17 protein-coding genes are annotated in these 19,069 nt (G+C 51.3%); 5 read left to right on the forward strand and 12 right to left on the reverse strand.

What is annotated here, in order from left to right:
- Positions 1 to 190: 190 nt before the first annotated feature.
- The 5 genes from HMPREF9442_RS00685 to HMPREF9442_RS00705 all read right to left on the reverse strand — a co-directional run bounded on the left by HMPREF9442_RS00685 (position 191) and on the right by HMPREF9442_RS00705 (position 6,409).
- Positions 191 to 1,300 (reverse strand): serine hydrolase domain-containing protein, encoded by a 1,110-nt coding sequence (locus HMPREF9442_RS00685; RefSeq protein ID WP_008624166.1) that lies wholly within the window; start codon positions 1,298 to 1,300, stop codon positions 191 to 193.
- Between the two features lie 344 nt (positions 1,301 to 1,644).
- On the reverse strand, positions 1,645 to 3,834 hold the full coding sequence (locus HMPREF9442_RS00690) for a glutamine synthetase III family protein (RefSeq protein WP_008624167.1): 2,190 nt from the start codon (positions 3,832 to 3,834) through the stop codon (positions 1,645 to 1,647).
- Positions 3,835 to 3,886: 52 nt separating this feature from the next.
- Positions 3,887 to 5,146, reverse strand: coding sequence for an ammonium transporter (locus tag HMPREF9442_RS00695; protein WP_008624168.1), 1,260 nt, complete (start codon positions 5,144 to 5,146; stop codon positions 3,887 to 3,889).
- Between the two features lie 57 nt (positions 5,147 to 5,203).
- Positions 5,204 to 5,560 (reverse strand): P-II family nitrogen regulator, encoded by a 357-nt coding sequence (locus HMPREF9442_RS00700; RefSeq protein WP_008624169.1) that lies wholly within the window; start codon positions 5,558 to 5,560, stop codon positions 5,204 to 5,206.
- A 114-nt stretch (positions 5,561 to 5,674) separates the two neighbouring features.
- Complete coding sequence (locus HMPREF9442_RS00705; protein ID WP_040602420.1) at positions 5,675 to 6,409, reverse strand: hypothetical protein; 735 nt, start codon at positions 6,407 to 6,409, stop codon at positions 5,675 to 5,677.
- A 380-nt stretch (positions 6,410 to 6,789) separates the two neighbouring features.
- Here HMPREF9442_RS00705 and HMPREF9442_RS16100 point away from each other — a divergent pair, with 380 nt between their 5' ends.
- Positions 6,790 to 7,014 (forward strand): hypothetical protein, encoded by a 225-nt coding sequence (locus HMPREF9442_RS16100; RefSeq protein ID WP_147639870.1) that lies wholly within the window; start codon positions 6,790 to 6,792, stop codon positions 7,012 to 7,014.
- 420 nt (positions 7,015 to 7,434) lie between these two features.
- On the opposite strand, the gene HMPREF9442_RS00720 is transcribed toward HMPREF9442_RS16100, so the two are convergent.
- The 3 genes from HMPREF9442_RS00720 to HMPREF9442_RS00730 are packed head-to-tail and all read right to left on the reverse strand — an operon-like array spanning position 7,435 to position 9,582.
- On the reverse strand, positions 7,435 to 7,911 hold the full coding sequence (locus tag HMPREF9442_RS00720) for an outer membrane beta-barrel protein (RefSeq protein ID WP_008624175.1): 477 nt from the start codon (positions 7,909 to 7,911) through the stop codon (positions 7,435 to 7,437).
- Position 7,912: 1 nt separating this feature from the next.
- Positions 7,913 to 8,146, reverse strand: coding sequence for a hypothetical protein (locus HMPREF9442_RS00725; protein WP_008624176.1), 234 nt, complete (start codon positions 8,144 to 8,146; stop codon positions 7,913 to 7,915).
- Positions 8,143 to 9,582 (reverse strand): carbon starvation CstA family protein, encoded by a 1,440-nt coding sequence (locus HMPREF9442_RS00730; protein WP_008624177.1) that lies wholly within the window; start codon positions 9,580 to 9,582, stop codon positions 8,143 to 8,145. Before HMPREF9442_RS00730 ends, HMPREF9442_RS00725 begins: the two co-directional genes overlap by 4 nt.
- A 50-nt stretch (positions 9,583 to 9,632) precedes the next feature.
- Between HMPREF9442_RS00730 and HMPREF9442_RS00735 the strand changes: the two genes are divergently transcribed.
- The 3 genes from HMPREF9442_RS00735 to HMPREF9442_RS00745 are packed head-to-tail and all read left to right on the forward strand — an operon-like array spanning position 9,633 to position 12,395.
- Entirely contained in the window at positions 9,633 to 11,426 is a 1,794-nt protein-coding gene (locus tag HMPREF9442_RS00735) for a glycoside hydrolase family 10-like protein (RefSeq protein WP_008624178.1), read from the forward strand.
- 13 nt (positions 11,427 to 11,439) lie between these two features.
- Complete coding sequence (locus HMPREF9442_RS00740; protein WP_008624179.1) at positions 11,440 to 11,889, forward strand: putative signal transducing protein; 450 nt, start codon at positions 11,440 to 11,442, stop codon at positions 11,887 to 11,889.
- Positions 11,886 to 12,395 (forward strand): GNAT family N-acetyltransferase, encoded by a 510-nt coding sequence (locus tag HMPREF9442_RS00745; protein ID WP_008624180.1) that lies wholly within the window; start codon positions 11,886 to 11,888, stop codon positions 12,393 to 12,395. The genes HMPREF9442_RS00740 and HMPREF9442_RS00745 overlap by 4 nt, the downstream gene beginning before the upstream one ends.
- Here the strand turns inward: HMPREF9442_RS00745 and HMPREF9442_RS00750 are convergent.
- The 4 genes from HMPREF9442_RS00750 to HMPREF9442_RS00765 all read right to left on the reverse strand — a co-directional run bounded on the left by HMPREF9442_RS00750 (position 12,353) and on the right by HMPREF9442_RS00765 (position 17,226).
- Positions 12,353 to 12,679 (reverse strand): MGMT family protein, encoded by a 327-nt coding sequence (locus HMPREF9442_RS00750; protein WP_008624181.1) that lies wholly within the window; start codon positions 12,677 to 12,679, stop codon positions 12,353 to 12,355. The genes HMPREF9442_RS00745 and HMPREF9442_RS00750 overlap by 43 nt on opposite strands.
- A gap of 42 nt (positions 12,680 to 12,721) precedes the next feature.
- On the reverse strand, positions 12,722 to 14,920 hold the full coding sequence (locus HMPREF9442_RS00755; RefSeq protein ID WP_008624182.1) for a glycoside hydrolase family 3 N-terminal domain-containing protein: 2,199 nt from the start codon (positions 14,918 to 14,920) through the stop codon (positions 12,722 to 12,724).
- A 101-nt stretch (positions 14,921 to 15,021) separates the two neighbouring features.
- Positions 15,022 to 16,245: a hypothetical protein gene (locus tag HMPREF9442_RS00760; RefSeq protein ID WP_008624183.1), complete on the reverse strand. Its 1,224-nt coding sequence runs from the start codon at positions 16,243 to 16,245 to the stop codon at positions 15,022 to 15,024.
- 30 nt (positions 16,246 to 16,275) lie between these two features.
- Positions 16,276 to 17,226, reverse strand: a complete 951-nt coding sequence (locus HMPREF9442_RS00765; protein ID WP_008624184.1) for a glycoside hydrolase family 43 protein — start codon at positions 17,224 to 17,226, stop codon at positions 16,276 to 16,278.
- A 236-nt stretch (positions 17,227 to 17,462) separates the two neighbouring features.
- Here HMPREF9442_RS00765 and HMPREF9442_RS00770 point away from each other — a divergent pair, with 236 nt between their 5' ends.
- Positions 17,463 to 18,488 carry a glycoside hydrolase family 43 protein gene (locus HMPREF9442_RS00770; protein ID WP_008624185.1) on the forward strand — a complete coding sequence of 342 codons (1,026 nt, stop codon included), beginning with the start codon at positions 17,463 to 17,465 and terminating at the stop codon, positions 18,486 to 18,488.
- The last annotated feature ends 581 nt before the right edge of the window (positions 18,489 to 19,069 follow it).

The raw sequence follows: 19,069 nt of genomic DNA on the forward strand, positions 1-19,069 counted from the left end.
ATGTTATTGAATAAAATTTAAACAGGCTCTAATATGATTAACACCGGATCCAGGCTAAAAAGAGCGAGAAAATAAAATATCCTGAAAACAACCTTCCACCTCAGACAAACCTAATACCCTGAAACCACATTAACCTAATTTCAATATTAACCAACTGCTTTCATTATCTTATACGCTTGAGAACGGCAAACTACTTAACCGTCCTCCCATTTTTTTTCGAAATTTCTTCAGAAACCATGTTTGCTATCACCAGACTGCCGTAGAAAGAGGAAAAACCGTCGGGCTTGCTACTGCTGCCCGTCACATGGGCAATGAAGAAACCATAGACACCCTCGCGCAAGTTAATCCAAGGGTAAGCTCCGGCCCATCCCGGCGAACTGATACGATAGGCCTCTCCGGTCTCCTCGTCCACCATTTCACGCCATTCGCCCAGTCCGTAAATGCCCTGATGATGATGTCCGAGCGCACGCTCCACATATTCTCCAGAAGCGACTTTAGCTGTTCCCACTTGGTCTGCCTGCATTTCTTTCACGGTGGCTTCCCCAAGAATACGCTGTCCCTCAAAAACGCCACCATGTATAATCATGTCTAAAAAGTTCATATAATCATTCAACGTCGTACACAGCCCGCCGCCCAACATGGGTGCGTGTCCTCCGTCCGTATTGACAGGAGTGAAATGGGAACAAGTCATGCGTAAAGGCCCGGCCAAAAGCTCCTGAAACAAGGTTTCAAATTCCTTCCCCGCAGCCGCCTCGGCCATGCGCCCGGCCACCTGCATGGCCAGACCGCCATACTCGAACCGCGCTCCGGGCGTGAATACTGTATCTAAAGGCAAGATTTCCGCTACGGCCGAATCCAAATGGTTGTAATTATCGACCCGAGGTTCGGGCAAATAAGGCCGGATACCCGATGTATGAGACAACAACCGGCGTAAGGGAATCACGCCTTTCGGGTCTCCCTTGAACTCCGGCAGCCATTTCTCCACAGGGTCGTCCCATGACAGTTCCGTCCGGTCTACCACGGCGGCCACCACCGCAGCGGCCACCCACTTTCCGGCAGAGGCCACATAAACGGGAGTGTCCGGCGATACGGCACCGTATGACTTGCGGAACAAAACCGCCGTATCCTGTTTTACACAAATGGACGCACCGGGATAATATCCCTTGTCCACCCAACCTTGAATCAACGAGTCAAGCCCCGTAAAGTCCGGCTTCTCCCCGTGCGTTCCGTTCCCGCCGCCGCAAGCGGCCACCATGCCCCCTAACAGGCATCCCCATATCCAAACTTCAATTTTCTTCATACCTTTGCCATTTTATCATCCACCATCTATTCCATAATACGTTTTTCCGGCCCATTTTACTTATTCTATTTTGTTTTTTTTGCATTTCCCTTGTAAATGCGAAAAAAAATCATCCAAACCCAATGGTATCGACAAACGCCTTGACTATCTCACGACCGTCTCCATCTGTGGGATGTAAAGACTCCGAATGCCACTACAGCCCCATTCTTCATTCCACAAGAGCATACAGCCCACAATAGGTCTTCTTTTCTACATACTCCATTATTTTAAGTCCTAAAAGCCGGACTGTCTCACGACACCCCGGCTACACCATCTAAATTCCAAAAAAATAAAGAATCTTGCCGTCAACGAATGAACAGCAATTCGCGATACTTAGGTAACGGCCACATCTGGTCGTCCACAATCAACTCCAACTTGTCGATATGGTAACGGATTTGTTCCAACATCGGTGCAATGGTGTCATGGTAGGCCACGGCCTTTGCCCGTTCGCCTTCAATCTTGTTGGCCACCTTGCGAGCCTCGACCATCGCATCCACGTGATCCTTGATATAGGCCGTGCGTTCGGAAATCTCCCTGATGATGGCCAGGTTCTCGGCCGACAATTTGCCGGCTTCTTCCGCACTGAACAATCCCTTCATCTTGTACACATTGTCTATCAACTTGCTTTGGTACCCGATGGCCACAGGCACGATATGGTTCATGGCCAAATCGCCGAGCACACGTGCTTCTATCTGGATTTTCTTGGTATAGGTTTCCCATTTCACTTCATTGCGGGCTTCCAACTCCACTTGGGTCATCACTCCTGTAGACCCGAACATGGCAATGCTCTCTGCCGACAAGTAGTTGTCGAAAATAACGGGGCAGCTCGTCTCGCAATCCAGACCGCGCCGCTCTGCTTCGGCCTTCCACTCATCGCTGTAACCGTTCCCGTCGAAACGGATGGGCTTGCAGATTTTGATATATTTCCGTATCACCTGGATAAGGGCAGCCTCTTTGGTCTCGCCTTTATCCATCAAGGCATCCACTTCAGCCTTGAATTCCGTCAGCTGTTCGGCCACAGCGGTGTTGAGAGCTATCATCGCGCTCGCGCAGTTGGCCTCTGAACCCACAGCCCGGAACTCGAAACGGTTTCCGGTAAAGGCGAAAGGCGACGTACGGTTACGGTCTGTGTTGTCTATCAACAACTCAGGAATCTGCGGAATGTCCAACTTCATCCCATGCTTGCCCTCCAAAAGGACCAGTTCCTCGTCAGTGCTCTCCTCCAGGTGGTCAAGCACACGGCTCAACTGCGTGCCGAGGAAAGAGGAAATGATAGCCGGGGGGGCCTCGTTGGCTCCCAAACGATGAGCGTTGGTGGCACTCATGATGGAGGCTTTCAGCAAACCGTTGTGCCGGTACACGGCCATCAGGGTGTTCACGATAAATGTGATGAAACGCAAGTTCTCCTCCGCCGTCTTGCCCGGAGCCATCAGCAGCACGCCGGTATCGGTACCCAACGACCAGTTGTTATGCTTACCGGAACCGTTCACGCCCTTGAAAGGCTTCTCATGCAGCAACACGCGGAATCCGTGCGTGCGGGCCACCTTGCGCATCAGCGACATAATCAGCATGTTGTGGTCTACAGCCAAGTTGCATTCCTCGAAGATCGGAGCAAGCTCGAACTGGTTTGGCGCTACCTCGTTATGGCGTGTCTTCACCGGAATGCCCAGTTCCAATGCCTGTATCTCCAAATCCTTCATGAAAGCGGCCACACGGGTCGGGATGGCCCCGAAATAATGGTCTTCCAACTGTTGGTTCTTCGAAGCTTCATGCCCCATCAGCGTACGCCCGGTCAGCAACAAGTCCGGACGGGCGGCATACAAGCCTTCGTCCACCAAAAAGTATTCCTGCTCCCATCCCAAATAAGAAACCACCTTCTTCACAGAGGGGTCGAAGTAATGGCACACCTCTACCGCCGCCTTGTCCACCGCACGCAAAGCCTTCAGCAAAGGAGCCTTGTAATCAAGCGACTCACCGGTATAAGCGATGAACACGGTGGGGATGCACAGCGTGTCGTCTACCACGAATACGGGCGAAGAGGGATCCCAAGCACTGTAGCCGCGCGCCTCGAACGTGTTCCGTATGCCCCCGTTGGGGAAGGACGAGGCATCGGGTTCCTGCTGCACGAGCAACTTTCCCGAAAATTCTTCCATCATCCCGCCTTTGCCGTCGTGCTCCACGAAAGCGTCATGCTTCTCTGCCGTGCCTTCCGTCAACGGTTGGAACCAGTGGGTGTAATGCGTCACCCCCAATTCCGTAGCCCAACGCTTCATGCCCGAAGCCACCTCGTCGGCAATGTTGCGATCCAAAGCGGCACCATGGTCCATGGCATCCACCAACTTCGCATATACAGTACTGGACAAATACTTGAACATCTTCTCGCGGTTGAACACATACTTGCCGAAATATTCACTGGGGCGTTCCGTCGGAACAGCCACTTCTTTCGCCTTCACATGGAAGGCACTCTCTACAACCCTGAATCTTAATTCTGACATAATCACCTAAGTATTTTGATTTCCATATTATTCTTGCCGGTTACGGCCTGCCTTACAAATCGTAGGCAGATTCGCCGTGTTCGTAAATGTCAAGCCCTTCTTCTTCCACTCTCTTGTCCACACGGATGCCGACCAACTTGTCCACCACCTTGAACAGCACGAAAGTCATTACCGCGCTGAACGCCATCGAAATGACCGTGGCCGCAACCTGAATCCACAACTGGTTCCAATCCCCGTAAAGCGCACCCTGCACGCCACCTTCTCCGGTGACAAAACGAGTGGCAAACACGCCAGTGAGTATGGAGCCGATGATACCGCCCACCCCATGCACGCCAAAGGCATCGAGGGCATCGTCATAACCGAACTTGGGCTTCACTACAGCCACCATCCAGAAACAAACTGCCGACGTTATCAAACCGATACACAACGCTCCGAACAAGTCTACCGAACCTGCCGCCGGAGTAATGGCCACCAAGCCCGCCACGGCACCCGTACAAGCCCCCACCGTAGTGCATTTCTTGTTGACGGCCCAATCAATGGCCGCCCAAGTGACGGCTGCCATGCACGTGGCGATATGCGTCACCAGAAACGCATTGGCCGCCAGACCGTCGGCTGCCAGGCCGCTTCCGGCATTGAATCCGAACCAACCCAACCAAAGCAATGCCGTGCCTAAAAAGACAAAAGGAATGTTGTGCGGAGTGATGGGACGGCCTGCCCTATAATCCTTACGCCGCCCCACCATAAGTGCCATCACCAATGCGGCCACACCTGCGTTGATATGTACCACCGTGCCTCCGGCAAAGTCCACGGCACCCATTTCCATCAGGAAACCGCCGCCCCATACCCAATGGGCCATAGGCATGTAGACCAGTATGCTCCACAACACCGTGAAGCACAAGAAGCCGGCAAACCTCACACGTTCGGCGAACGCACCGAGAATCAAAGCCGGTGTAATCAGGGCGAACATGCACTGGAACATTACGAACAGCATTTCGGGAATGCCGGTCGCTGTCAGCGTGTCCAAACCTATGCCGTTCAACATCACCTTGTCGAATCCCCCGATACCGTATTTAAAGAAACCGCTGCCTTCATATCCGGTGCCGAAGGCAAGGCTATAGCCGAAAGCCACCCACAAGATGCTGACCACCCCGGCTATGGCCAGGCTCTGCATCACCAGGCTCAGCATGTTTTTCTGACGCACAAGGCCACCGTAGAACAAGGCGATTCCGGGAATCGTCATCATAAACACCAAAAGGGTTGCCACTATCATCCAAGCCGTGTGGCCTGAATCCAATATCACTGATGTATCCATAATCTTACTTTTTTATCATTCAACTAAGTTTTTAACCTTGGCGGAAACCGTCCCGCCTCACTTTTCCTGTTCCGCGTTATAAAGCGCGATGTCACCGCGCTCCCCCGTACGGATCCGGACGGAATCCTCCACCGGGATGATGAAAATGCGCCCGTCGCCGATTTCGCCCGTATAGGCAGCCTTCATCACGGCTTGCACGGTCTTCTCCACGTTCTTGTCGCGCACGACGATGGACACCAACATGCGCTCGATAGAACTGGTGTCGTAGGCCACGCCACGGTAAATACGCGCCTCGCGCATCTTGCCCACGCCCCTCACTTCATAATACGAGAACCACTCGATGTCTGCCGCCAACAAGGCGTCCTTCACATCATCGAACTTGGTCCGCCGAATAATCGCTTCAATCTTTTTCATAATTAACCCATTTATATTACTGATCCTATTCTTTCTTTTTATGTTATCCCTTCAAACAACCTTACTTACCTTGTCCAAAACCAACCTTTAGGAATTATCACATTTTTATTATGCTTAGAAACTGAGTCCTGCCGTAAAATAGGCGTTCTCCGTAGCCGGGTTCCATGTCACCTTGGCAAACAAGGGCAAGGCAAACGATTGGGTTACCCGAATCTCCTTGGCCGCCCGCAAGGCTACCTCGGACACTTCAAAGCCCGAACAACCGCCATTATAGAAAGATGTCTCCCAAGGCACGGCCGCCACCGTGGCATTCCAATCCAAACCGCCTAAACGGAAAGGAGCGGAAAGTGCAAAATAAGAAGAGTAAGCCCGCTTGCCATCCTCTTTCAACCCGTCGTTGCCACCGATGTTCGTGTACCAGTCCACGGCCAGGAAGCCGAAGTCATACCCAACCTGCGCTTCGTAGACATGCAACGTGGAATTGCTGCCGAAATGGAAGTACTTCCCGTCAATATCCGCTCCCGTCTTGAAATTCGTCCCCTTGCTGAAACTGTAATCGGTAACCGACACGCTGAAACCTTTTATGGCATAGCCCAAAGTCAAATCGAACTCTTTGGCATATTCGCTGCCCCAAGAGGCTGAACCCCATGCCGTAAGCGAAAGGCCTTTCCACGAAAGCGAAACGGAAGGCTGTATGCTGACATCGCCTAATTCCTGGCCACGCCAAATATAACTGCTCACCAAGTCTGCCCCGACTGAGGCTTCCACCTTGTCTTGCGCTCCTGCTGCCACCGGAACAAGCGTTGCCGCCATCCCTAAGGCCATTGCTTTCTGAATCTTCTCCATCATACTTCTTACCTTTTTATATAAAACATAACATACCAACTCCATTCTGCGCGTAGAAATTTTCTTTTTGTATAACTATAACAACAAATATCAATCAATATGCTTTTGTTTAATACAAAGTTATGTCTTTTTGACAACTCAATAGACAGATTCGATTTCCTTTTTACAAAGAATATTTGAATAGATTGCGATTTATTAGCACTTATACAACAAAACCTTTCTGATTATAACTATAAAGACCAAAATACTCGTGTTCTTTCACCAAAATAAAAACCGTTGAAAACTTATTTGCCAAAAACGCCCCATGCTCCCAAGCCCTGTACGTCCCCATATTATTGGAAGCGATTTCATAATTCTCCCTACACATTTTACAAATTGTCAAAATGCCAAGCCAACCACTGCGAGAATCATCCATATCCCTTCTGCCGCCGACAGTCACGAAAAAAACGAAATCTCGCACGCCGGACTTTTATCCCAATGACATCTTACACAGGCATTTCGTGTACACGCAGACAGACGAACAAGTCATTGAACCGCACGTCGGCCGACGGCACGTAAGCTTCATCCCCGTATCTGCCGACATCCTGATTTCCGTTTCTGCCCCGTAAACAAGCCACAATAAGAGAAAAAACGAAGAGAGAACCTCGTTTTTTCCACCGCAACAAGACCTTTCCACCTCCGTTTCAACACACCGCCGCACTGACAAGAGGAGAAAAAAAGTGTTTCTTCAAGAGACCGAAAAACCAATCTCTTGAGATTGAAATACATATATACAGAAAAAGGCCGCATATATGCAGCCTAAAACTTATATTTATTCAAAACTCGCGTTTTTCCACCCCATTATATCCGGTTTTCACTTCACAGAAAAAAGGAAAAAGCTATCATCCTGCAATAAAACAAGAAACAAACGCGACAATTTGCCAGGTCTTGTTTTCCTCGGAACAAACCGGACATCCCCGAAAGCCCAAACGGACTGTGCCGGAAAACCCATACAAGCCTTCCGGCACAGCCCTATCGGATATTTCTTATCAGAAATAAAAACCTAATCCTAACTTCAAGCCGACCTTGCTTCCGTCCGAGAAGTCATTCAGGCTCATGTGGTAATATACCGCCGGCTCTATCGTGATGAAACGGTTCACGAAAAAGGCATACCCCACCTCGGGGCATAGCTGCACGTTGTTCACGCTCTTGGTGGCATGCTCATACTGCAAACCAAGGCCCATATAAATGCCGTTTTGCGTGAAATAATAACGCCCGCCTACTCCCATCTGGAAATGGTCGGTCCAACGCGTATGGTCGTACCCCAACTTTCCATAAAGCATCCACGCCTTCTGTATAAAATAACCTCCATTCAGCTCCAAACCGAAATTCAACTTCTCGTTGGAACTATAGGATAACCCCAAACTGGTGGTGGAAGCCGACACATACGTAGTCCCTTTCTCAAATTGTGCCTTCGCACCCATTGCCGCCATCATCAGCAGCAAGGACAGCATTAACTTTCTCATATTATCTTTTTTCTTGATTAATATTCATATCATGTTCTTGTTTATCCGCCAATTTTTCACGCCGCCGGTAAAGATACCACAACGCCACCAGTATCACGGCATTTAAGGCCATCGTAGCCCAAATATGCCGGCTGCCCATATCCGTACGGGGGATGAAATAGGCATACACCGCTACGGAATATAAAGTAAATCCCAACAAGATAACGGTGGATTTCCGGAACCGTCTTCTTTTCATACCCTTGTCTTTTTAAATTGTAAATACCATTTCATGAACATTCCTAATAAGAGTGCGGCCACCCCTCCCCCGACTGCGCAACCCAACACGTAGGACAACCCGAATCCTTCGGGAGCCACCAGTATATAGGTCGTACAGACAGCCGTCATGAACAATGCCGGAAACAGGGTCACATAAAACGTCTTTCCTTTCCGCGCAAGCCATACGGTAACCGCCCATGACGTAAAGATAGACAAAGTTTGATTAAACCACGCAAAATAGCGCCACAATATATCAAAGTTGATATTCATTAACACTGCGGCGATGACAAACAAAGGCAATGAAATCATCAAGCGGCGCAAAATGGTGTCTTGCCTGTAATGCAGGAAATCGGAGGCTATCAGGCGTGCGCACCGGAAGGCCGTGTCGCCCGAAGTTATGGGAGCCGCCACCACACCGAGTATCGCCAACACGGCACCGGCCGTCCCCATCCAATCCTGGCAAATGGCATTGACCACAATGGCGGGATTGGATTTTCCCGACGGTGACATCAGTTCGGCCAACGCCTCATAACTGCCTGCAAACTTAATGGCCGCAGCCGCCCATATCAAAGCCACCACACCCTCGGTTATCATAGCACCGTAGAACACGCGCCGCCCCAATTTCTCGTTCTTCATGCAACGCGCCATCATCGGGCTTTGGGTGGCATGAAAACCGCTGATAGCCCCGCAGGCTATCGTAATGAAAAGCATGGGAAATATGGAAAGGTTCTTATCGGGATGATGGCTCTCGAAAGCCGACGTAATCTCGGGCATCCAACCGTCGTGGGTGAAAATGCCGACCAACACACCGACAGCCATAAACAACAAGGCCACACCGAAAAGGGGGTAGATACGTCCGATAAGGGTATCGATGGGCAACAAAGTAGCCAACACGTAATACACGAAAATCACAACGCTCCAAAACAAAGCGGAACCCCATGCACCCCAGTCCCCGGTCATGGAAGCCAACAACCCGGCGGGCGTGGTGACAAATACCGTGCCGACCAAGACCATCAGAATCAGGGAAAAGACTCGCATCACCAGGCGGATGCCCGCCCCCAGTTCGTCGCCCACCACTTCGGGCAGACTGGCTCCGTTCTTCCGCAGGGAAATCATGCCGGACAGGTAGTCGTGCACCGCCCCGCCGAATATGCATCCGAACACAATCCACAAATAAGCCGCCGGCCCGTAAAGGATACCCAGAATCGCACCGAATATAGGTCCCGTCCCGGCAATGTTCAGAAACTGGATGAGATAGACTTTCCACGTAGGCATCGGTGTATAATCCACACCGTCGGCCATCGTATAACAAGGTGTCTTTCGGGAGGTATCCACCCCGAATACTCTTTCGACAAAGGCACCGTAGACCACATAGCCCAACACCAGTAGCACCAATGCCGTAGTGAATGTTATCATATCAGGTTATCAATTAAATCACGCAAAAATAATAAATTGTATCGTAAACCATGGCATTTGTCCCCGAAACTTTCATTTTATACCCCGAAAAGCTTAACTTTGCACCTGATAAAGCTGCATACACCTACATGAAAAGATATATCTTCTCCTTATATATATGTGTCACCGGCTGCCTGGCAGCAATGGCCACGCAACGTTTCGATTCACTCTCCTCCCCAAAACGGGAAACCCGGGCCGTGTGGTTGACCACGTTCAGCAGTTTGGACTGGCCGAAAAACAAAGCGGACTCCCCGGCCGGCATCAAGGCACAACAGGATGAACTGTGCCATATACTCGACCGGCTCAAAGAAGTGAACATCAACACCGTGCTGCTCCAGACCCGGGTGAGGGGAAGTGTCATCTACCCTTCGGCCATAGAGCCGTGGGATGGCTGCCTGACCGGCACCCCGGGACATGCGCCGGGATACGACCCCTTGGCCTTTGCCGTCCGGGAATGCCACAAACGGGGGATGGAGCTGCATGCGTGGCTTGTAGCCATACCTTGTTTCAAGGCATCCGCTGCCACACGCACGGGAAACCGTTCCGTACTGAAAACCCATCCCAAACTTTGCGTACGCCACGGAGACAGTTGGTATCTCGACCCGGGACAACCGGAGACCGCCGACTATCTGGCTTCCCTCTGCCGTGAAATAGCTACAAACTATGACGTGGACGGCATCCATTTCGACTATATCCGTTATCCGGAAAACGCGGCAAAATTCAACGACGCGGCTTCTTACCGCAAATACGGCAAGAGGCAAAACAAGGCCGACTGGCGCCGCGACAACATGACCCGTTGTGTACGGGTGATGTACCGGGCCGTGAAAGCAGCCAAGCCCTGGGTCAAGGTCAGCTCTTCGCCCGTGGGCAAGTTCAGCGACCTGAGCCGCTATCCGTCCTATAACTGGAATGCCTACGCTGCCGTGTATCAGGATGCACAGGGTTGGTTGCGTGAAGGAATACAAGACATGCTGTTCCCGATGATGTACTTCCGGGGCAATCATTTCTACCCTTTCGCCATCGACTGGAAGGAAAACGACTACGGCCGGCCGGTCGTCCCGGGATTGGGCATCTACTTCCTCAGTCCACAAGAAAAGGACTGGCCGTTGGAGGATATTACCCGCGAGTTGTATTTCACACGCTCTTTAGACCTCGGGGGGCAGGCATTCTTCCGTTACGCGTATCTGAACGACAACCACAAAGGCTTGTTTGATTTCCTGAAAGACGTATATTACCCCTTCCCGGCCCTGCCATCGGCTTGTAACAGCCTGGACAGTATCCCGCCGGAACGTCCGGAAAATTTGCACAAAAGCCGGGAAGCGCAAACGTATGTGCTCCGATGGTCGCCGTCTGTCGATAACCGATGCGGAAAAGATGTGAGATACAACGTGTACGCTTCACGGACCTCTCCCGTGGACATCGCTTCCGCACGGAACCTTATCGCCGTGAATGTGGATTCTTGCAGCCTTCCCGTCAACGGGGAATTCTGCACCCTCAACGGCATCAGTTTCGCAGTAACGGCCATAGACCGTTTCGGAAATGAAAGCGAACCGGCACAGCTCCCGTCCGGATGGTCCGGCAGACCGGACTTCCCAAGGCGATTCCTTCCCCACGACTCGCAGACCTTGGACATCCCTGAACAGGACAGCCCTTACGTAGCGGTTGTAGATGCGTACGGGCGCATCGTCAGTACGGCACCTTACAGCCGCCGTGTCCGTATCGGGCATTTAGCCAAAGGGCTGTATGAAATCAGGACCTTGGCCAAGAAAGGACGCTCAAAACACATCGGATATTTTATCAAATAAATTCGACCGTCTTATGAAAACAGTCAGACTTATCACCTGTGACGGAGCCTTTCAAGCCCGTTTGATTCAGGGGGCGTTGGAAAACGAAGGCATCGCCTCCGTCCTGCACAACGAAAACACGTCCAACATCCTGCGCGGATTCACTCCCACGATTTCCGGAGTGGATATTTTCGTGTATGAAGACGACTATGAACGTGCCATGGCCCTGCTCGAACGCAACCAGATGATACCGGAACAATTAAAATACTGTCCCTGCTGCCATTCGCCCTACATCAAGTTCGTATTGAAAAAGTCTCATAGTTTCAGGGCGTTCATGGCCGCCATATTCAGTATCCTGGCCGGCGCACCTCCGGGCACGACGCATTGGGAATATGTATGCAAAGACTGTGGGGCGCATTTTGAAACGCCCACAGCACGACAAAGGAAAGAGACACAAGACACCACCACACCCGACACAAAATGAACATCAGACCTGCACAATCCTCCGATATGCCCGGCATCATGGGCATATTCGACCACGCCCGAAAATTTATGAGAGCTAACGGCAACCCTCACCAATGGACAGACGGTTATCCTTCGGAAGAGCTCATAGAAACGGAAATCCGCCACGGACACTGCTTCGTCTGCGAAAACGAAACGGACGGCATGGTAGCCACATTTTGCTTTTCGGTGGGAAACGACCCTACCTATTCCCATATCGAAGGGAAATGGCTGAACGAGGCGCCATACGGTGTGATTCACCGCCTGGCATCCAACGGAAAGGCCAAAGGCGTCGCCCGGCAATGCATCGCATGGTGTTTTGCCCAGCACCACAATTTACGCGCAGACACCCACGCCGACAACCTCATCATGCAAAAGCTACTGAAGGCCAACGGATTCCATGAATGCGGCATCATCTACACCCGCGAGTCGCCGCGCATCGCTTATCAAAAGGTCACGGATGCCGCTCCATCCGGACTCCAAGCATAACGCCGCATATCCACGTTTCCGTTTCTTCTGAAAGCCACACCTTCGGCTTCCAACAATGCCTTCTGTTCCGGCCAGGACGGGACAAGCCGTCCACAGCCATTCACCACCCGGTGGCAGGGAAGGCCGAGCGCATCCGGTACGTTACGCAAAGCCCTACCGACCCAACGGGCATGTTGGGGAAAGCCGACCAAAACGGCAATTTGCTTATAGGTTGCCACCCGACCGACCGGAATCTCTTTCACGATGCCATACACATCCTGATAAAAAAGGGAAGCATCTACCATGCCATCTGCAACTGTTATCTGATATTATCTGATGTTTCACTCTCACAATAAAGTGTACGATACAGCATCCACGTCCCTGCTGTTCGTTCCCACCATGAAGGTGAAGTCGCCTTTCTCCACCACAAAATTCATCCGATTGTCGTAAAAGCCTAATTGCTCATCGGTAATATCAAACACGACCTCCTTGCCCTCTCCCGGCTTCAAGGCTATTTTCTCAAAGCCCTTCAGTTCTTTGACCGGACGGGTTATAGAGGCAGACTCATCCCTCACATACAATTGTACGACCTCCTCTCCCTCATAACGTCCAGTGTTCTTCACTTCCACTCTCACACGGGCGTGCACCTTCCCGCCATCGCCCGGAAGCACCTTTAGGGCCGAATACTCAAAAGTGGTATAAGACAGGCCGAACGCAAAAGGGAAGGCCGGTTCGGAAGGTATGTCAATGTACTTGGCACACCACCCGCTGCTCGCATAAGGACGTCCCGTACTCTTATATTGGTAATACAAAGGAAGCTGTCCCTGATGCGTAGGAAAGGTCATCGGCAATTTACCGGAAGGATTATAATCTCCCCACAACACGTTGCAAATGGCCGGTCCGGCCTCGCTACCCAACCACCACGTACACAAAATAGCCGGAGCCTGCTGACGCACCTCGTTGAAAATCACGGGGCGACCGCACATCATCAATACAATCACCGGCTTACCCGCCTTTACCAATTCCGTCACCAACCGCTGCTGCTGTTCCGGAATGGATATGTTTCCTTTAGAAGTCATCTCTCCACTTTCCCAAGCACGCTCGCCCATGGCCACGACAACAACATCAGCACGTCGGGCAGCCTTTAGCGTTCCTTTTAAATCCTTAATTTCATTACTTTCCAAATCATAGCCCTCGTGAAAGTCTACTTCCACACCACGCTTTTGCATGGCTTCGTAAAGTGTTACCACCTTACTCTCGTCGGCACACGTCCATGAGCCGCACATGTCTTTCTGCGACTTTGACAAACCACCAATCAACGCCACGCGCCTCACCGATGAAGCCAAAGGCAACACTGCCCCCTCGTTCTTGAGCAACACCACAGAGCGCTCTGCCATATAGCGTGCCTCCCGGCGCGACCGTTCCGACCCGATGACGGTACGCTCCCGTTCTTCATTGCAATAACGGAAAGGGTCGTCAAACAAACCCAACTTATATTTCTGTTCCAAAATACGGCGGACAGCATCGTCCAGCAAAGCCTCCGGCACTTTCTTTTCTCGAACCAAATCCGCCAAGTTCCGGGCATAACATTCCGACACCATCTCCATATCCAAACCTGCCGTGATGGCCTTGTTGGCGGCTTCCTTCTGATCCTTGGCATAACGATGGTTCACCATCTCTCCCACAGAACCCCAATCGGACACAACAAATCCTTGGAAACCCCACTTTTCTTTCAAGAGACCACGCAGCAAATCTTCGTTACCGGTACACGGGCGATTCTCGAAATCATTGAACGCACTCATGACCGTGCCCGCTCCGGCTTCTACACCAGCCTTGTAGGGCGGCATATAGAAATTGGCAAAATGCCCCCAAGACATGTCCACACTGTTATAATCCTTTCCGGCCACCGCCGCACCGTAACCCACAAAATGCTTGATACAAGCCAAAATCGTACTGTCGGCCGACAAGTCGTCACCTTGCAAACCACGTACACGGGCAGCGGCCACTTTGGCACCATAATACGGATCTTCGCCCGCCCCCTCCATGACACGTCCCCAACGGGCATCCCAACTGATATCCACCATCGGGGCAAACGTCCAATGCAGCCCGGCTGCCGCAGCCTCCCGTGCGGAACACCGCGCCCCCATCTTGATAGCCTCCAAATCGAAACTTGCCGCCTCAGCCAATGGCAACGGGAAGCCGGTGCGAAAACCATGTATCACATCCAATCCGAAAAGCAAAGGAATCTTCAAACGGGATTTCATCGCCGCTTCCTGATATTTACGGGTCTCTGCCGCACCGGACACGTTCAGCATGGAACCCAACAAACCTCTACTGATATCCGTCGTACGGCTCAACTGTGTATTATCCGGCCCCGTGGCAAAACCTCCTGCACACTGGCTCAACTGTCCAATCTTCTCTTCCAACGTCATCTTCTTCAAAAGGGAAGATACAAAACGGTTCATACTCTCATCATCCTCTGCCGCACGCAGCCCTGAAGGCCATAAAAGCCCAACACAACATATTGCATAAAAAAGAGTTTTCATATCATTTTGTCATTATATACACACTATCTATAAAAATTATTGAAGAAAGAATGGTTCACCGTATTCCCACGAAAATAAAAATCTTTTTGTCCACGATAAATTCATGTTTTACCCCCGTCCCTCCCTCCTTTGGGAAACACCCACAACGCCGCCCGGTAATGTACGGACGGGGACACCGGAGCCAACGGCAGATATCCCCTAAGCAACTTTCCTCCGGACAAGCGTAACGAGTGCGTTTCTTCACATCGGCAGTGCTCCGACCACAACCGCCCCGCTTCCTTCTCATAGTCTATCACAAAACGCGCTTCCGAAGAGGGAGCCAGGAAAGAAGCCAAATCGACAGAAACTTGTCCCATCGTGCGGCGCAAGTTGATTTCCACACAAGGATGCACACACAGGTATTCGGCCCCCGGTACACGGCACAACATCATATCCACACCCAGGTGGCCGCTGTAGCCGTTGCCCAACCAACCTGCCAAATATTGCGTAACGGCCCTTTTCAACGTCTGCCATAAAGGCAAAGGAACCCTATCGGTCAACCAACGCACCTTATCCTCTTCGGAAGCCACCCAATTCCCGGCATACGTGCCGCGTGCGGTGGTCAGGAAAACCGAAAGCCCCGTATACCTCACGATTCCGGTACCGTCGGCATAAAATTCCATGGCAAAATCCGACACCTTATCATATACAGGCTCTACGATTACCCCGCCTTGTTCACGAAGCTGACGCAGACACCAACCCGAAAGCTGCGGCGCATAACCTCCCCGCCCCAAACGCAAGCCCTTTCCGCTGCCCGACCACGGTGCCTTCAATAGGGTTTCGGGATATTGCCGCATCCTTCGGATGATGTCCTGTTCGCCGGTACAGTAATAAGAAACGCCACAAAGCCTATCCCTCCACTCCTGCCCCAAATCCGAATCGGGGCTGCATAAATAAGCCAACATGTCCACGGCATGACGGCGGTTCGACAGCTCACGGTAACGCGCCAAACGCGCTTCATCGGGCAAACGGCTTCTGTCCGCACCGCCCGTCAACAGACGTTGCACCATCAATGGGCTCCATCCCCAAGGGGCGACGTCGGCATCCGAAGGCAAGCCGTCGCGCCCGACCCATCTCACTTCCGGACAAATCCCGCCGGTTCCTTCCGCCCAACACCGGGCAACCTCCACCGAGTCCACGCACACGGCATCCCCCGTCTGCGCCCACCATACGGGCAATGCCGAAAGGTCGTCGGCCATCTTCCGTGCCGAAGCCGGGGGGATGAAATACGGACTGGGGCAGGCCAACGCCAGGTCGTTCTCGGGATTGAATATATGCAAGGTCATGGAGGAGAATGAAGAACAAGACCCGGACTTTTACTTCCCGGCCGGCAAAACGCCCTCCGAGGTCATCAGCACGCGCCGCATCGTGCCGTCGGCATTATAATATAAATAATCGGCACATACGCTCCGGCTGCACGATGTCCCACCCTTCAAGGCACCGTTGTGATAAAAAAAGTACCACCTGCCTTTATATTCCTGAATAGCCTGATGGTTTGAGCTGCTATTCCCGGCCCATTCGTTCAGAATGCCCTGATAAACCCAAGGCCCCTCTATATCGTCGGCCATGGCGTAAGCGATACGCTCGGGAAAACCGCTGGCATAAGATAGGTAATACTTATCACCGCGCTTGTGAATCCAAGGAGCTTCTTCAAACACAAACCCCTCGAAGTTCACTTGGCGGATTTCCCCCTCGATTTCAATCATGTTTTCTTTCAGCCGTGCATAATAGCATTCCCCGTTGCCCCAGAATATCCAAGCCTGCCCGTCATCGTCAATCAAAACTGTCGGGTCGATGCAAGCCCACTGTTTCTGAGACGCGAAACAATCGGCCACGGTCAACAAGGGTTTGCCCAACGCATCTTTATAAGGGCCTTCCGGACGGTCGGACACAGCCACCCCGATGCCCGTATGGTCGGTACTGACATACCAGTAAAACTTCCCGTTCCTTTCCACCACCTGCGAAGCGTATGCAATTCCCGAAGACCACTTGAACTCGTCCGCGCGCAACGGTACGGGATATTCCCGATAGTGTTCTAAATCCGTCGTAGCGAACACGCACCAATTCTCCATGTGCGTACGTTGCTGGTTGCCCTCAAAATCTTCGCCCGCAAAAATCCAAAGCGTATCCTTATAAACCAGGGTTGCCGGGTCGGCTGTATATTTATGCCGCACCACGGGATTTCCTTCCGCTTTCCATTCATATACTTGCGCCCGTACGGCTGAAAGCAGCCAAAAGGATGCCAAAAATACAGAAATAAGTCTCATTTTTCGAATTGTTTTTTAATTCCACATTTAAATTTATCCGACAAATATAACGCTTTACTTCCACTCCACCTATAATCTGCCCTACATTTCACCCCACAAACACTTCCCCGCCCCCATTATCGCAAAATCCGCCTTTTTGAAACCAATCTTCCATTACATGCAACAAGAGAAACAGTCCTTCCTGAAAAAAGAGCCTACTTTTGCCCTGTCAAATATCAAACATCAATCAAAGAAACATGAGAAAAAACGTTCTTATCTTAGCTTGCATCTCCATCTTGTCTTTCACAAGTTGCACTTCACAAAAAACGCAGGACTACACCGCCTATCTGTTTGCTTACTTTGAAGGTTCGGGCGAACTGATGGCACAAGAACAACTGAGATTTGCTGTGAGTGCGGATGCCGTACACTGGAAAGCCCTGAACGGGAACCGCCCCGTCATCCCATCGGACGAAATATCCCAAACGGGGGGCATACGCGACCCGCACATCCTGCGCGGAGAAGACGGGCATACCTTTTATATCACGGCCACAGACATGTTCACCCGAAAGAACGGTTGGGAATACAATCCCGGCATCGTCCTGCTCAAATCCGGCAACCTGACCGATTGGACACACGGCATCGTCGACTTGGAAAAATCCTATCCCGAGAAGTTCGCCCACATCAAATGGGTGTGGGCACCCCAAACCATTTACGACCCCGAAGCACGGAAATACTTAGTCTACTTCACCGTACGCTTCGAATACGACACCGCCCTCAATTTCTATTGCGCATACGCCAACGAAGATTTCACGGCATTTGAAAACGAGCCCCAACTGATGTTCGCCCCCAAATACGGTGCCATAGACGGCGACATCATCCATAAAGACGGCACCTATCATTTCTTCTATAAAGGAAACACCAAAGACCGGAACGGCAAAGAACTGAAAAGCGGCATACAGCAAGCCACGGCCCCGTCATTGCGCGGCCCGTGGAAAGAACATTTCGCATATCTCGACGCGTATGCCGGAACCCGCACGCACGTGGAAGGCTCCAGCATATTCAAACTGAACGATTCGGACGAATACATCCTGATGTACGACCTTTACAGCAGCGGACGCTATGAATTCCAACGCAGCAAGGACCTCATCCATTTCAGTTCCAAACCGGAAACCTTCGTCAAAGACTTCCATCCGCGCCATGGTTCCGTCATCGGCATCACCCGCGAAGAGGCCACCCGTCTGGACCAAAGATGGGGAGGAGTTCCAGAAGAAGCCAAACAGTAAAAAACCAAATCCATTACCTAATCTCCATTTCAGATGCGGCAAACGGCAAAATCCTTTCCCTTTAGGACGTACCCGTTTGCCGCTTAAAAAGTCCTTCCGACAAGCGGAATAAGAAGCACAGGAAACTTTCCTAATAAACAAATGAAAGGACATACCCCCTTTTTACCGACAAAACGTAAGTCCCACGGATTTTCTCCGAATGAGACGCTCCATGTTCCGGCTACGTTCCATGTTGTTTTCACCCCTTTTTCAGATACATAAATTCACATTTCAACCTTGTTTTTAGACTTTTTTCAGCTTAAACGCATTTCAATCACAGCCGAATGATTTTTCGTTCGGCTGAGAAAACATTTTTTTTGTCCTCGTGATGGGGCATCCTTCTCCGCATGCGAGTGGAGAAAAGCCCTGAAAACAGAAAAAAAATATGCCCATACGGCTCATTTTTCTCCTAAACGAGACGCGCCGGACTGCAAAAAACGAATGACAGGATGCCCTACGGAGTCCGTTTCATGCTTCCACGAATCCCGCCCCCGTACGCACGTCGTGCCTGCATGCCGTGCATCTTGAAAGCCCGACAGGCC

The sequence above is a fragment of the Paraprevotella xylaniphila YIT 11841 genome (genome assembly GCF_000205165.1).
Taxonomy (GTDB): Bacteria; Bacteroidota; Bacteroidia; order Bacteroidales; family Bacteroidaceae; genus Paraprevotella; species Paraprevotella xylaniphila.